The 15,258-nt window shown below is 62.6% G+C and carries 12 protein-coding genes; 2 read left to right on the top strand and 10 right to left on the bottom strand.

All coding sequences use genetic code 11. The annotated features are described in order from the left end of the window. Nucleotides 1-4: 4 nt before the first annotated feature. From NCR93_RS17430 to NCR93_RS17440, 3 genes are all read right to left on the bottom strand, one after another. Nucleotides 5-1,099 carry a 4-hydroxyphenylpyruvate dioxygenase family protein gene (locus NCR93_RS17430; protein ID WP_175979381.1) on the bottom strand — a complete coding sequence of 365 codons (1,095 nt, stop codon included), beginning with the start codon at nucleotides 1,097-1,099 and terminating at the stop codon, nucleotides 5-7. 180 nt (nucleotides 1,100-1,279) lie between these two features. Beyond that, a complete protein-coding gene (locus NCR93_RS17435) occupies nucleotides 1,280-1,528 on the bottom strand; it encodes a hypothetical protein (protein WP_033537064.1) in 249 nt (82 codons plus the stop codon). A 37-nt stretch (nucleotides 1,529-1,565) separates the two neighbouring features. Continuing rightward, nucleotides 1,566-2,069: a lecithin retinol acyltransferase family protein gene (locus NCR93_RS17440; protein WP_008353261.1), complete on the bottom strand. Its 504-nt coding sequence runs from the start codon at nucleotides 2,067-2,069 to the stop codon at nucleotides 1,566-1,568. 445 nt (nucleotides 2,070-2,514) lie between these two features. Between NCR93_RS17440 and NCR93_RS17445 the strand changes: the two genes are divergently transcribed. After that, nucleotides 2,515-2,853 carry a hypothetical protein gene (locus NCR93_RS17445; RefSeq protein WP_175979382.1) on the top strand — a complete coding sequence of 113 codons (339 nt, stop codon included), beginning with the start codon at nucleotides 2,515-2,517 and terminating at the stop codon, nucleotides 2,851-2,853. Between the two features lie 106 nt (nucleotides 2,854-2,959). After that, nucleotides 2,960-3,730 (top strand): PP2C family protein-serine/threonine phosphatase, encoded by a 771-nt coding sequence (locus tag NCR93_RS17450; protein WP_175979383.1) that lies wholly within the window; start codon nucleotides 2,960-2,962, stop codon nucleotides 3,728-3,730. 7 nt (nucleotides 3,731-3,737) lie between these two features. Here NCR93_RS17450 and NCR93_RS17455 read toward each other — a convergent pair whose 3' ends face one another. The 7 genes from NCR93_RS17455 to NCR93_RS17485 form a co-directional block, all read right to left on the bottom strand. After that, the gene (locus tag NCR93_RS17455) at nucleotides 3,738-5,051 is read right to left on the bottom strand and encodes a sigma-54 interaction domain-containing protein (RefSeq protein ID WP_175979384.1); all 1,314 of its coding nucleotides are present in this window, start codon (nucleotides 5,049-5,051) and stop codon (nucleotides 3,738-3,740) included. Continuing rightward, a complete protein-coding gene (locus NCR93_RS17460; RefSeq protein ID WP_008353255.1) occupies nucleotides 5,048-8,107 on the bottom strand; it encodes a peptidase domain-containing ABC transporter in 3,060 nt (1,019 codons plus the stop codon). The genes NCR93_RS17455 and NCR93_RS17460 overlap by 4 nt, the downstream gene beginning before the upstream one ends. A gap of 21 nt (nucleotides 8,108-8,128) precedes the next feature. Beyond that, nucleotides 8,129-8,881, bottom strand: coding sequence for a peptidylprolyl isomerase (locus NCR93_RS17465; RefSeq protein ID WP_008353254.1), 753 nt, complete (start codon nucleotides 8,879-8,881; stop codon nucleotides 8,129-8,131). Between the two features lie 73 nt (nucleotides 8,882-8,954). Beyond that, complete coding sequence (locus tag NCR93_RS17470; protein ID WP_008353252.1) at nucleotides 8,955-10,328, bottom strand: beta-barrel domain-containing protein; 1,374 nt, start codon at nucleotides 10,326-10,328, stop codon at nucleotides 8,955-8,957. Continuing rightward, nucleotides 10,306-12,831 carry an FHA domain-containing protein gene (locus NCR93_RS17475; protein WP_175979385.1) on the bottom strand — a complete coding sequence of 842 codons (2,526 nt, stop codon included), beginning with the start codon at nucleotides 12,829-12,831 and terminating at the stop codon, nucleotides 10,306-10,308. Before NCR93_RS17475 ends, NCR93_RS17470 begins: the two co-directional genes overlap by 23 nt. A gap of 251 nt (nucleotides 12,832-13,082) precedes the next feature. Further along, entirely contained in the window at nucleotides 13,083-14,495 is a 1,413-nt protein-coding gene (locus tag NCR93_RS17480) for an efflux transporter outer membrane subunit (RefSeq protein ID WP_239294402.1), read from the bottom strand. 315 nt (nucleotides 14,496-14,810) lie between these two features. Further along, nucleotides 14,811-15,110, bottom strand: a complete 300-nt coding sequence (locus NCR93_RS17485) for a hypothetical protein (protein WP_008353246.1) — start codon at nucleotides 15,108-15,110, stop codon at nucleotides 14,811-14,813. Nucleotides 15,111-15,258 lie beyond the last annotated feature (148 nt).

The raw sequence follows: 15,258 nt of genomic DNA on the forward strand, positions 1-15,258 counted from the left end.
CGCGTCAGCCGCGCGCCTTCGCGATCGCGGCGAGATTGCCCTCGCCGAATCCGTGATGCCCGCGCCGCTCGACGATCTCGAAGAACATGTCGCCGGGCTTGCGCTCGACGAACGTCTGCAGAAAAAGCTGCGGCGTGCCGTCTCCGAGAATCTCGCCGTCGACGAGAATGCCGCGCGTGCGCAGCTTTCCGATGTCGAGACCGTGGCCCGGCAGACGCTCGTCGATCTCGTCGTAATAGCGCGGCGGCGGCTGCAGGAAGCGCACGCCGCGCGCCATCAATGCATCGACGGAAGCGAAAATATCCGCCGATGCCAGCGCGATATGCTGCACGCCCTCGCCTTCGTGATCGGGCAGATATTGCTGCATCAGATCCGTGCGATAGGTGCCTTCCTCGTACACCGGAATGCGGATCGAGCCGCACGGCGAAAGCGTGACGGCGGAATCCTGCGAGACGTGCCAGTCCGGATGCACCTGATGAATCTCCGAGAAGTGCAGCACTTCCCGATAGAAATCGAGCCATTCCTGAATGCGGCCTGCGCCGACCGTCTGCGTGAAGTGGTCGACTTCGAGCAGGCCCGTGCCGTTGAGATCCGCGCGTGCTCCCGGAATCGGACGAAAGTCGATGTCGTAGATCGATGTCTCGCCGCTGTTCTTGCCTGGCCAGTGATCGACGAAATAGATATGCGAATCGCCGATGCCTTGAATCGCCGGAATCGCAAGCTCGTTCGGGCCGATTTTTTCGCCCTCGAAATCCCACGCGCCGTATTCGAGCGCGCGCTCGTGGGCGACCTGCGCATCGAGCACGCGAATGCCGATCGCCGCGATGCCGACGCCATGCGACTCGGCAAAGCGCGACGCGAACGAATCCGGCTCCGCGTTCAACAGAAAATTCATGCTGCGCTGGCGAAAGAGCGTCACCGCCTTGCTGATGTGCTGCGCGACGGGCACGAAGCCGAGCGTCTCGAACAGTCGGGCGAGCCCTGCAGGATCGGGGCTGGAAAACTCGACGAACTCCAGCCCCGCGATGCCGAGCGGATTGTCGCCGAGGTTCGAATCGGGCGTCGCGCGGGCGGAGGAAGAGGAGTCGGGCTGGGTCATCGGCAATACCTCGAAAATGTACGATCTGGTTCACGGACGCAAAACTACCACGACCTGCTGCTTCCGTGCGACCGGCGGCTTCATCCAAATGGCCGCGACGATGCGCCTAGAGTAGCGGCAGCGGGATTGCCGTGTCAAAGCCGGGGCCGCCCGACGCGTCCCGGCCGATCGTACGCGCCTTCAGGCGGCGAGGCGCGCCGCGCTCATCGACGGACGCTTCGCTTGCGGCGGAAACACGTTCCAGGTGCCGTCGTCATGGCGGAAGAAGATGATCGCGAGCGGGCCGCCCGGATGCTGCGCCTCGATGCAGACGTAGCGCGCGCCGGTGACATGCGAACGGCACAGACGCACGACGCGTGCCGGATGCGCGGCAGTCGGGGCGAGCCATTTGTCGACGGCCCAGTGCAGCGAGTTTTCGGTGGTTTGCATGATGGTCTCCTCGGAATCGATCGGCAAAACGTGAGGTTCAGGCTGCGAGCGCCACATTCATGCGGCGGCGGCGTTCGGCGGCGACATAGGCGCGGAAGAGTCCCGCCACGGCTCTGACGGCCGCGTGGGGATCGATGAAGCACGCTTGCACCTGACGGCTGCGGGCGCGGCCGTCGAGGCACCACGTAACGAAGTGCTCGCAGTTGTTGGTGAGCAGGTGATAGTTGTCTTCGCCGAGGCGGCTGCGGGCGCGGCGCACCGCTTCCATGCCGACGAACTTCGCGGCCGGGTTCTGGCGGATCGTGACTTCATGACCGGCGGCGAACTGCTCGACCGGGACTTCCTCGACCGGGCCGCGATGCAGCGACTTCGCGAAACCGGCATAGTGGATGACCATGCCGTTGCCGGCGTAGATGCCGTGATGTTCATAGCCGGAACGGCGCGTGACGAGTTCGGTGCCGAGCGCGGGTTCGTCGTCGAGCGAGAAGCCGTTCGCGGCGGCTTGCTGTTCGATCAGTCCGATTTGCTGGTTGGTTGACATGGCTGGCTCCGATTTTTCTTTGCCTGGCGCCAGGTGTTTGTTCGGCGCCGGGTTGCCTAGCCTTTTGCATCTTCCTTGCCAGTTTCGATAAGCCATTGATTACGTGTGGTTATTGCGGAATCGCGAGCGTGTTTCGACGGCGTTGTGTTTTTCATGGGCCAACAGTTTTCTTGCGTGTTTGTTGGACCTGCTGCACCAGAATTCGCGTCGTGCGGGCCGATCGGACGCGCGCCGCGTGTGTTGGTTATGCGGCGCGACGCCAACATCGCTTGTTGGCGACGATCCAACGGATGCGATTCGGCACCCTGCCATTTCGTTTGCGCCGATGCCGCCAGAACGCCGTCCCATCGGCGATTCGGACGCAATCTCCGCCATTTGGCGTGCGTCGGCATGGGCCTTGCATTGATCCGTGCGTCCTGCTCACAGGCCATCCCGGAGAAACGACATGTGCGCCTTGACCGTCAGCGATCTCGAATACGACCGCGTGCTGGATCACGCGGCGATGTCGGCCATCAGCGGCGGAGGCGGTGCGCCGTGGGTGTTCGGCTGGATCACGCCTTTCGTGGAGCGTTCATCGGGCGGCGGGGCCGCAGCCGGCGCGATTACCCTGATCGATGTGACCAACAACATCTACGCGGTCACGAACAACATCACCAATAACGTGACGAACATCACGGTCGGCCAGATGGTCAATCAGTTTCAGAACGTCGCGGTCAGCAATACGGGCAACGGCGCGACCCTTACCGTCAGCCCGAATTCGGTCGCGGGGAATCGCGCGGGCTAAAGCGGTGCAGATCAAGATTCGCTTCGGACGCGCGTTGGTACACAATGAGCGGGATCGTCCGCAAGGCCCGCCCGACGCCGCGTCACCCAGCATTCCGGAGGTTGCCGTGACCTTCACCACCGAGTTTCGATGGACATCCGCCGCCCGCACCGACACCGGCTGCGTCCGGCAGATCAACGAAGACGCGCTGCTCGATGCGCCCGAGCGCGGACTGTGGGCCGTCGCCGATGGCATGGGCGGCCACGCGGTCGGCGATCTGGCGAGCCGGATGGTGATCGAGAGCCTCGCGAAGGTATCGCCGGCGAACGATCTTGCGGGCACCATCGCCGCTGCCCGCGCGCGTCTTCTCGACGTGAACGACAAGCTGCGTGCGGAAGCGGCGCGGCGCCAGGTGTCGCGCATCGGCAGCACGGTCGTCGTGCTCGCTGCGCGCGATGGCGCGTGCGGTTATGTATGGGCCGGCGACAGCCGCATCTATCTGCTGCGCCAGGGACGGCTCGTGCAGCTCACGCGCGATCACAGCCACGTCGAGGAACTGAAGGCGCGCGGGCAACTCACGGCGGAAGAAGCGCTGCATCATCCGGCGCAGCATCTGATCACGCGCGCGGTCGGCGCGCTCGATGTGCTCGAACTCGACGAGAACACGCTCGCCCTGAACGACGGCGATACGTTCCTGCTATGCAGCGACGGTTTATCGAACGAAGTCAGCGAAGCCGAAATGATGAGCGAGCTCGCGCCGGGCAATTGCGATGTCGCCGCGCAAAGGCTGCTGGAAATCGCGCTCGCGCGGGGCGGGCGCGACAATATTTCAGTGGTCGTCGCGCATGCGGTCGATTTGATGGCGACGGATAAGACGCAGGTGAATCCGTCGATTTAAAGGCGGCTCAACCGCCCGCCTCCTTGTTCTTCTGCGCCGCCGCTCGAAACTCCTTCGAATGCAGCCCGTGCTTTTTCAAAAGCATCTGCAGATGCGAGCGGTTCATCTCGTACCGTCTCGCAAGCTCGGCCACCGTTCCGCCGGTTTCCTGCAAGCCTCGTTCGAGAAACGCGCGCTCCGCTTCGTCGCTGGCGACGCGCTTCGCTTCCGCGAGCGAGCTCGCCGTCGCGATTCCGTTTCCGCTCGCCGCCGGCCCGCCCATTGCGAGCGAGAGCGATGACTTCGGCCGTATATCGACCGGCAGATGATCGATGTCGGCCATATCGCCCGCAAGACACGCGAGGCGGTACACCACGTTCCGCAACTCGCGGATGTTCCCCGGATAGTCATAGTTGCGCAGAAAATCCCGTAGCCGCGGCGACAACTTCACCGGCCGGCGCTTCAATGTCGCGGCCGCTTCGTCGCCGAAATACGCGAGCAGCAGCGGAATTTCATCGCGCCGTTCACGCAAAGCAGGCAGCGTCAGATGAATGACGCTCAGCCGATAAAACAGATCCTCGCGAAAACGCCCCTCGTCGCAGAACTTGCGCAAGTTGCGATTCGTTGCCGCGACGATGCGCGTATCCACCGCGATGGGCTCGTCCGAACCCACGCGCTGAATTTCATGCGCTTCCAGCACGCGCAACAGCTTCACCTGCCCCTGCAAAGGCAGTTCGCCGATCTCATCGAGAAAGATAGTGCCCGTGTGCGCGCTTTCGAATTTTCCCTTGCGATCATTGCTCGCTCCGGTGAACGCGCCCTTGCGATGCCCGAATAGTTCGGACTCCAGCAGATTGTCCGGAATCGCGCCGCAGTTCACCGAGATATACGGCTTGTCGGCACGCGATCCGTTCGCGTGAATGACCTTCGCCATCAATTCCTTGCCGGTGCCGCTTTCGCCATCGATCAATACCGGCAAGTCCGTCGGCGCGGCTTTTTCCGCGATTTCCAGCGCTTCCAGCAACTTCGGGTTATCGCCGAACGTGCCTTCGAATACGAAGCTGCGTTCGATCAGCGCCTGCCGCCGCGCGCCCGGCGGAAGATCGCGCTTCGGTTCGGCGGCCGCCGCCTGCACGAAGCGCTCCTTGTGCGACAGTTGCATGACTTCGTCGCGCAGGGTGCTCGCCTGCCGCAACAGCTTTTCGATCTCGGGACGCTCGAGCCGCGAGGTCCATCGAAGCGTCGAGCGCAAGATCTCGATCTTCTCGATGAGCCCCGCATACGAAATCGCCGATGACGCGGGCGCGCTGCTATCGCTTTCCGGTTGGTCGAGTATTTTCATGCTGCGCTCAGTTGCTTTTGCACGAGTTGGTAGTACATGCCCTTTCTCGCGACGAGTTCGTCATGCTTGCCCTGTTCGACGATGCCGCCTTCGTACAGCACGAGAATCTTGTCGGCGCGCATGATCGTCGAAAGGCGGTGCGCGATGATGACCGCCGTGCGCCCTTTCAAAATCTCCTGCATGTTGCCGAGAATATTGCTTTCAGATTGCGTATCGAGCGCGGACGTCGCTTCGTCGAATACGAGCAGACGCGGATCGTGATACAGCGCCCGCGCGATACATAAGCGCTGAATCTGTCCGCCCGACAACCCTACGCCGCGCTCGCCGACCACCTGCTCATAACCGAGCGGCATCTTCGCGATGAACGCGTGCGCGTCGGCCATCTTCGCGACTTCTTCGATACGCCTTCTGTCCGGCGCTTCATCGCCGCTCGCGATGTTCTCCGCGATCGTCCCCGAAAACAGCAGGTTGCTCTGCATCACATAGCCGATCTGCGCGCGAAAGAACCCTTTATCGACGACGTTGATATCGTAGCCATCGACGGTCATCTTGCCTTCGCTCGGCGCATAGAAGCCGACGAGCAGTTTCGCGAGCGTCGTTTTACCGGAGCCGCTGCGCCCGACGATCGCAATCAGCTCGCCCGGCTTGATATCGAAGCTGATGTTCTCCAGCACGTAGGGCGCATCGCCTTCGCCATAACGGAAGTACACGCCGTTGAAACTGATATCGCCCTGCAGGTCGGGCAGCATGACGCGCTGCTGCATGTCTTCGGGCTTCTGCTCCGGCTCGATATCGAGCACGTCGCCGAGCCGCTCCATCGCGACGCCCGCATCGTTCAGCAGGCTCCACAAGTTGATGAGACCCATCAGCGGCGCGAGCACGCTGCCCATGTAGGCATTGAACGCGATCAGTTGCCCGATGGTCAGTTCGCGCGCAAGCACGAGATTCGCGCCGACCCATAACACGCCGATGGTCGTCGCCGCATTGAGCAACTGGCTGCACAAGCCCACCACGATATTGAAGCGCTGCGACTTGTATTGCACTTCGAGCGACTTCGCATACTTCTTTTCCCACTTGAGACGCACCGCGCGCTCGATACCCATGCCCTTCACCGTCTCGACGCCGCCGAGTGCTTCCATCAGATACGAACGCGCATCCGTTCCCGCTGAGAACGTTTCGCGCGCGTTCTGCTTGATGCGCGGCGTCGCGACGACCGTGAGCACCATCATCGGGATGACGAACGCGATCAGCAGCAACGTGAGCTTCACGTTGTAGAGGAACATGATCGTGAAGTAGATGAAGATCATCAGCAGGTTCAGCACGGTCGATACCGTCGATTCGGTGAGAAACGCGCGAATCGTGTGATTCTCCTGAAAGCGCGCGAACACATCGCCGGTCTTGCGCTTCGCGAAGAAGCCGAACGGCAGCGAGAACGTGTGCCTGAAGAACTGCGACATCATCGCGAAGTCCATGTTGCGGACCATGAAGTTCGCGAGATACGCGCGTATCGTCGTCATGAGCTGCGTGAACAGGCTCGCGATGATGAGCCCTGCGATCAGCACATGAAGCAGGTTCACGTTCTGATGCACGATCACGCCATCGAGAATGTTCTGGATGATGAGCGGCGGTATCACGCCCAGCACTTGAATGACGAAGGTCGCGAGAAAGAGATGCAGCAGGATCTTCTTGTACGGCTTCAGATAGCCGACGAAACGCAGCCACGGCGAACGCGACACGGCCTTTTGCGTAAGATCCTGCCCCGGCGTGAAAAGCAGACACGTCCCGCTCCAGCCGCGCTCGAACTCGCCGACAGTCATCTTCCTGAAGCCGATCGCCGGGTCCGCGACCCATACGTTCTCGCTCGACACGCCATAGACGATGATGTAGTGGTATCCCTCCCAATGCGCGATGAACGGCATCTCGAAGCCGCGCAACGATTCGAACGTGCACTGCACGCCGCGCGTCGTGAAGCCGAGCGATTCGCCGGCGCGTGCGAGTGAATCCAGCGTCGCGCCGGATGTCGTGACGTTGGCCAGTTCGCGCAGCTTGCCGAGCGTCATGTTGATGCCGTAGTGACGGCAGATCATCGCGAGACAGGCCGCGCCGCAATCCATCTCCTCCGCCTGCTCGATCCACGCGAAGCGCTTGATGACGCGCTCGCCCAGTTCGGGCTTCGTGTGCAGATCGAGCATTGCGGGCAGCTTGCGGCGCTCGGTGATCTTCTTCTGCCGCTGCAATTCGCGCTCGGTGAAGCGGATGCGCTCTTCGAGCACTTCGCGCAGCTTCACGTTTCGCTCGATGATGAAGTGCACGGTCTTCTCGGGAATCACGAGCAGGCGCGTATCGGTGCTCGCGATGGCGGAGGCCATCTGCTCCTGGCGCATCACGCAGGCCTTCTCGCCGAAGATCTCGCCGGGACCGAGCGTCGCGAGCACATGCCGCTCGCCGCCCTCTTCGCGCACGATCCGCACTTCGCCTTGCCGCACGACATAGAGACGCCGGTCGTCGCGCGACTCCTGCTTGAGAATCTCCTTGCCTTCCGCGACACGCTTCACGCCGACGCTGCGCACGCATTCTTCGAGTTCGGCCTTGTCGAGCTTGCCGCGCAGATCGAAGAGCTTTGCGACGAAGCCGCCCGCCGAGTTAATGGCGACATAGCTCGTGACGAAGGCGAGCGCGGCGGGATTCTTCGCGATGACGGGGTCGATCGCCGTGCGCGGGATGAACAGCAGCTCGGTCTTGCCGGAGGAGCGCACCGACGACTCATGGCGATAGTCGCGCAGCATCGCGATATCCGCGAAGGTCTCGCGCTCCTTCTTCACCCCCATGCTGATTTCCTTGCCGTGCTCTTCGGTGAAGATGCGCACGGACCCCGCTTTCACGATATAGAGTCCATCGGCCGCATCGCCCGCGTTGCACACGGTCTCGCCGAAACCGAAGCGCCGCGACTCCGCTTGCGCCGCGAATTGCTCGATTTCCTCGCGCGTGAAGGGCGAAAGAATCTCCACCGACGAAAGAAAGTCGGCAGGCGAATCAAGGCTCGATGGAGCGTCCATGTCGTGTCGCGTTCCGGTCGATCAGCGTGCTTCGATGACGTGTTCCTGCGCACGCGCCATCATCCAGTCTTCGCGCAGCAGGCGGCGAATTTCCGCGGACACGTCCTCGTCGAGCTTCGCCGGATACTTCGCCGTCACCGCGAAAATCTCATACGATGCGCCGTCCGCCGATACGAACGGCCCGAGCAGATCGCCGACCTCCGCGTTGAAGACTTTCGCCTCGACGTCCGGTTTCATCTGTCCGCGCATCACGCGGCCGATCACGCCGCCCGCGTCGCGCGTGTCGGCGAGCGAGTGCTCGCGCGCCATGTCGGCGAAGCTGTCGGGATCGTCGTTCAGATACGAGATCATTTCCTTCGCGCTGCCTTCGGTGTCGAGCAGGATATGACTGACTTCGATGCTGTCGAACTTCGGCGAGTTGAGCTGGAAGTACTCTTCGATCTCGCGCGCCGTGCCTACCTTGTCGAGCATCTTTTCCTGATACAGCGTGTCGGTGATGAAGACCTCGAACTCGTCGAGGCTCACATGCAGCGCATCGAGATAATTGTTCATGTCCGCCGCGCGATGCAGACCGCGAATGCGCCGGAACTGATCGGCGCGATTCTGGATTTCATCGTCGCTCACGGCGATACCCGACTTCTTCGCCGCGCGCACCGTGAGCTTGTCGCGCACGAGCTGCTCGATGAGACTGTCGAACTGACCATTCAACTTCAATAACCTGATGAATTCGCCGACGTCGACCACTTCGTCGTCGATACGCACAATCGCCGTCATATCGTTCTCCGTTCGGTTCCATGTTGAATTGCGCATCATGTTCGCGTTGCGGCGCCCGTGTAACCCCCCATATTTATCCCGCTACATTGCGGAACGGATCCAGCCCGAGATCGATGAGGCGCCGCTCGCGCACGACGATCTCAGCGGTCGCGGTCATGCCGTAACGCAGCGGATACTTCGTGTCCGCGATCTGATAGGAATCGCGATCGAGCGTCACGCGTCCTTCGTAGACGGGTTGCTTGCTCGTCGGGCTCGGCTTGGTCGCGGGCGAAATGAACGCGAGCGTGCCCTCGATCACGCCATAGCGCTGATAAGGAAACGCATTGAACTTGAGCTTCACCCGCTGCCCTTCGCGCAGAAACGCGCGGTCGTGCTCGGCGATCTCGATCTTGAGCACCGGCTTCGCATTGGCCGGCGCGATGCCGCCGAGCGGCGTGTTCGCCTGTATCTTGTCGCCGGGCTGCGTCGATGTCACGTCCGTCACCACGCCGGACACCGGCGCGAGAATCAACAGGAAATTGTCCTTGTCGATGTTCTCGAACTTGATGCGCGCGGCCGCATCCGCGACGAGGCGCGCGGTCTGTAGTTGCAAACGCAACTTGTCTTCGGTGCTCGCGACTTCGCGCATCGCGGCTTCGTATTGCAGACGCAGGCTCGTCGCTTCCTGACCGCTCGTTTCCAGTTGACGCTTGGCCTGCGTGAAATCGTGACTCAGACGGAAGTCGAGTTCCGCGAGCCGCGATTGCTCGACGCGATACGCGCCGTCCGCTTCGAGATAGGCATTGCGTTTCTGATCGACCTGCGCTTCCGCAATGCCGCCGCCGCCCGGCAACGCGAGCAGACGCTGAAAGCGGTCGAGTTCGACCTTCGCGGCATCGCGGGCGCGGCGCGCGTTTTCGAGCGTGCTGCGCGCTTCCTGCAACTGCGCCTTCTGACCTTCCGCGAGCTTGCTCGTGCCTTCGGCCACGCGCTGCTGATGTTGGTGCTCTTCCACATCCATCTGATCCTTGAGCGCGGCGATCTTGCGCTCCATCAGCAGCTTCTTTTCGGGGAACTGCTTCCATTCGCGCTCGGCATCGTCGAGCTTGAGCTGCGCTTCGAGCGCATTGGTCGCCGCTTCGATCGCACCGCGCGCATTCAGGCGCGCGACGACATCGTCCTTGCGCACGGGCTGCCCTTCGGCGATATAGAGATCGGCGAGCTCGCCGTCGATCGGCGCATAGAAACGCCGCACTTCCGATTCCGGCGCGAGCGTGCCTTGCGCCGTCACCATCACGTCCGCATGGCCGACGAACGACCACACGAGCGCCGACGCGACGAGCGCCACCATCGCGAAGACAAGGCCCTGCGTGAGCCGCGCGGGTTCCGCCGTGAGAATCGCGATGCCTTCGGCGCCGTGTTCGCCTAGCGCCTCCGACAGCGGCTTAAGGTGTGCGTCTCTCTTCACTGCTCGTGCCTCCGCCGATCAGACTCAGCTTGGTATTGAGAAGCCCCGGTTCGAGCACCATCCGCAGATCCTGCAGCGAACGCCGTTGCAGATCCGCTTCGGTGTCGATCTCATTGGCGAGCGCGGTCCACTTCGCCGTCGCGCTGTCCGCCTTCACCTGCCGGAAAATACGCATGCCGCGCGTGGCCGCGTCTTCCGCGTCGGACAGCAGCCGTGCCTGCGTCCGGAACACATCCGACACGCCCGATTCGAGCCGCTGCGATCCGCCGATGCCGCCGTTCGTCCGATACTGCTGCCACGACGTTTGCGCCTGCGTCATCAACGCTTGCGCGCGGGCCGTCGCCCTGTCCTTCAACGCGGTGAATTCGGGCGCGACGGCTTTCGCGTAGAACGCGTCGCTCTCGAGATCGAGCGTCTCGTAGAACGACAGCAGCGCGTCTTCGTAGCCCTTCGAGCCGCGCGCCTTTTGCAGCTCGGCGAACTGCGCGGCCACGGCTTTCTTGTGCGCGAGTTCCTTCTGCACGGTCTGCGTCCACGAGCCTTGAGGCAGCTTTTGCAGCGCGTCGATCGCCTGCGCGCTCTGTCCGCGATTCCATGCATCCGCGACGCTCGTGTATTGCGCGAGCACGTCGGGCGGCGGCAACTGGCTCGCGGTCATCTGCCGAAATTTTTCCTGGAACGGCGGCGTCGAGAAATGGGCCTCGCTGACCGAACCCGCGAGCGGCGCGAGGCTCGCACCGTTGATGCTGCGTCGCAAGCCCGCGTAGGCATCGAGATCGGCGCGCACGCGATCGAGACCCGCGAGCCGCGGATACTTGTCCGCATATTCCTTCAACGCCGCGCCGATCGCATCGGGATCGTCCTGGCCGAGATTCTTCGCGATGCTCGCATCGAGCCTCTCGATGGCCGCGAGATACACCGAATCGTCGCTTTGCAGCTTGCGCAGATGACTCAGCGCGAGCGCGTACGGATCGCGGAACTCGGGCACATAGCCCGCGATGCGGTCCAGATCGCGCTGATGTCCCGCCGCGTCCGCTTCCCAATGCTTCAGGATTGCGCCGATGCGCGGCTCGTCGCCGTACATGCGGATCGGCGCTTCGGCGCCGCCACGGCTCATCACAAAACTTTCCAGCTTGCCGATCCATTCGAGTTCGTCGATAAGCGAATGCACGTCTGCGTTGTGCTCGCTGAGCGAACGCATCTGCGCGATGATCGCGTCCGCGTTCGCGAAATCGCCCTTTTTCAGTGCAGCAAGCCAGCGCGGCACGTTCGACTTGAGCACGGCCTCGGTGTTCATCGACGTGAACGGCGCGTCCTTCGGATGCGTCTTCAGATATTCGTTCGTGACGGCCGCGGCCTCGGCGTACTCGCCGTGCTCCATCAGCGATTTGGCCTCACGCTCGTTCGAACCGCTATAGAAAAGCGCGCCGCCGACTGCAACGAGCGCCGTCAGCACGCACGCCACGATGATGCGCGTGCGGCGCGCGGCGCGCGCATCGTCGTTCGCGAGCACACGGCGCAACTCCGACACGAAGAGCCCGAACTTGCTGCGCTTCGCGGCGCGCGCGTCCGGGCGCTTTTCCTCGGCGGGTGTCGGCTGCGCCTCTTCGTTGACTTCATCCTCGCGCGCCGCGGCCTGATCGACGCAGAAGATGTCGAGAAACGAATGCGCCGAGCCGACGAAGGTCGTCTTGTCGCTGTCGGATTCGTCGTCGTGCGATGGCGCGGCGACCTGCGCGACAATTTCCGTGAGCGTCGATTCGCTTTCGTCGCCGTGCAGATGCACCACGTACGCGAAGTGCGTTCCGCCGAACGCGACGGTATCGCCGTTCTTCAGTTCGACCGCCGACGCGCCGAGCCGCTCGCCGTTCACGAACGTGCCATTGGTGCTGCCGAGGTCTTCGACGAACGGCGCGCCGCTCTTGATGAACACATGCGCGTGGCGCCGTGACACGTAATTGACCTGATGCGGATACTCATCGCGATAACGCGAAAACGTGTCGTCGGTCTTGCTGACGAGAAACGGAAACTGCGCGAGTTCGATCGGCCGAAGACCGAGATCGTCGCGCTGCGGCGTAAGCGTGAGGCCGATTGGTTTCGGCGCATTCGGACGCCGCGCGCGCGGCGCGAACTGCACGCGATACGACAGCTTGCTGCCGAACGAAATGACATCGCCGCTTCGCACGCGCGCGGGCGTCTCGCGCACGGGCGTGCCATTTACGGCCGTGCCGTTCTTGCTGGCGAGATCGGCGATATAGACGAACCCGTGCTCGATGAAGATGCGCGCATGACGGCGCGAGAGCTGCGCCACGGCTTCGGGCGGACTCGTATCGAACGGCGCTTCGGCGCGGCCGATAGCGAAGAGATTTTCGTCGATACGGATCTCCGTGAGTCTCTCCGCCAGCTCGCGCGCAAGCTCGCCATGCGGCGCGGGCTTCAGGACGACGTCGAACGCCTCGCCCACGCTCGGCTGCGGATCCGCCACGGAAAAGCCTTGAGCCATGTCCATGTCACGAGGTACGTCCAGCCGCTGCCGCCGACGCGCCAGAGGATTGCCCGGCAACGTCGGGCGCATGGACAAGTTGGACCGCGCCGTAATCGAAGTCATTTGCAGCCGGCGGCTGTTGAGAGTTTAAGTCACGCATCGTCGTAGTCAATCGTGCTGCACCGCTGCATCACGCCATCCATGAGCGATTCGGCACGATCGTTAGCAATTCATATTATTAATTTGGTGCACATTATTCATGGAGTGCTTCACTTCAATCCGTCCTTGCTTGCGCTTTGTACATCGACGGTCGGCCAGCCGCCGCCGAGCGCCTTATAAAGCGTCACCGTGTCCGACAGAATTTGCTGATGGTTCGCGAGCAGCGCGAGTTGCGCCGCGAGCAGCGTGCGCTCCGTCTCGAACACCTGAAGCTGCGAGATCACGCCCTCTTTCAGTTGCGCGTCGATCTGCGCGGCGACGATCGTCAACTGGTCCACTTCCTGTTGCAGCTCGACGCGCTGCTTCGTATGCGAATCGAGATTGACCAGCGCGTTCTCCACTTCTTCGAACGCGTTCATCACCGTGCTGCGATATTGCTGTTCGGCCACCGTCGTCTGCGCCTCGGTCGTCTTGACGTGAGCGCGCACGGACGGATCTAGAATCGGGATATTGATGCTCGGCACGAAACTCAGCGTGAAGATCTTCAGGAGATCGGTCAGTTGAAAGCTTGCAGTGCCCGCGCGTCCAGTCAGGTTGATGGTCGGCAGTTGCGCGAGCTTCGCCTGGCCGACGAGGTCATACGCTTCGAGCACGCGATATTCGGCCGCGATCAGATCGGGGCGACGCGCGAGCAACTGCGATGGCAATCCCTCCGGCACCGGCGGAATCTGCACACGCTTTTGCAGCTTGCCGTCGGGCATCCGGAACTCGCCTGCCGGCACGCCCATCAGCGTCGAGAGCGCGTTGTTCGCGAGATCGCGCGAGCGGCGCAACTCCAGCAACTCGCGCGTCAGCCGGTTGAGTTCGGCGCGCTGCGTGAGCACCTGCGTCTTCGGCACGAGGCCGTTCTTCTGCATGCCTTCGAAGATCGTCAGGATCTGCTGGTTGGTCGCGATGGTCTGCTTCTGCTGATCGATCTGATCGTCGAACTGGAGAATCTGGAAGTACGTCGTCGAGACGAGTGCGACGAGTTCGAGATAACCGGCGCGCCAGTCGGCCTCGGTCGCGCGGAATTCGGCTTTCTGCGCCTGCACGCCCTTCTCCACCGAGCCCCAGATATCGATGTCCCAGCTCACCTGCGTCGCCAGGTTGTACTGCTTCGAGAACTGCTGGCCGGTCGTCTTCTCGAAGCTCGCGCCCGCGCCGAGATCCATCGACGGCAACGCGCCCGCGCGCGCCTCGCCGATCTGCGCGCCCGCCACCTGGATGCGCGCGGCCAGCACCTTGATGTCGAAGTTGCCGCTGATGGCCTTTTCAACCAGCGAGTCGAGATACGGGTCGTTGAACTGCTTCCACCAGTCGGGCCGGATCGTGTCGGATGCGGCGACCTTCGCTGCGTCGGTCTTCGTGAAGGCGGTTTTCTCGGGCGTGTCGGGCCGCTGATACGTCGGCGGCGTCACGTCGATGCAGCCCGAAAGCAGCGCGGCTGCAACCAGCCCTAACGATGGCAACAAGGCTCGCACGATCTCGCTCCCGGTGAACGCGCACCGACGGTCAGTTTCATAGGTGAGAAGCACGGCGCCGGCCGTCCGGTCATTCAAGTAAATCACACGGCGCGCCGCGACTCCATACGGGTTAAGTCACGTTGCGCGCGCGTGCTCTTGAGGCACGTCGCGCGTCGTCGTGACGCGGTCCGGCGACGGATGCGACCCGCGCGCGAACCACTACGCCCGATGCTGAGGGCGGTGTTACGGCGAAGCTCCCCGCGCCCCGCCTTTGCTGCGACTACCTCGATGCTTACCGCACCGATATCCGGTTCATTCCTCGCGACGTTTCGCTTATGCGAGATCGCCCGCGATGCCGAAGTTCACGTTGGCGATGTTCTTCGCGCTCTGCGTCGGCGTGACTGTCGACTGCGACTTCAGCGCTTCGGCGAAGGCGATGTTGCTGCCGTTCTGATTGAACGTCGTCTGCGTCTGATTGATGATCTGCTGCGGATTGAACGGCATCGAGAGCGTCGTGCCGTTCATCGAGATGAAGCCGGGAAACAGGACCGCGGAGCCGCCGCGCACCGCCGACATCGCACGCGTGTCGAGATCTTCGGTGACGGGAAGGTCCTTGATGGTCAGCGTCTTCATTTCCGCTCTCCTTGGGTGCGCGTCGCGCATTCGGTGGTGGCTCGGAGCAACTTGTCTGCTCGCCGCCATTCAATGCACAGGCTGTGCCAATCGCGTCATACGTCATGCGTTTTTCTCTGCGCGCCGTGCTGCATATGGGCTGCGCCGA

Origin of the sequence: Caballeronia sp. ATUFL_F1_KS39 (genome assembly GCF_023630985.1) — a bacterium.
Taxonomy (GTDB): Bacteria; Pseudomonadota; Gammaproteobacteria; order Burkholderiales; family Burkholderiaceae; genus Caballeronia; species Caballeronia zhejiangensis.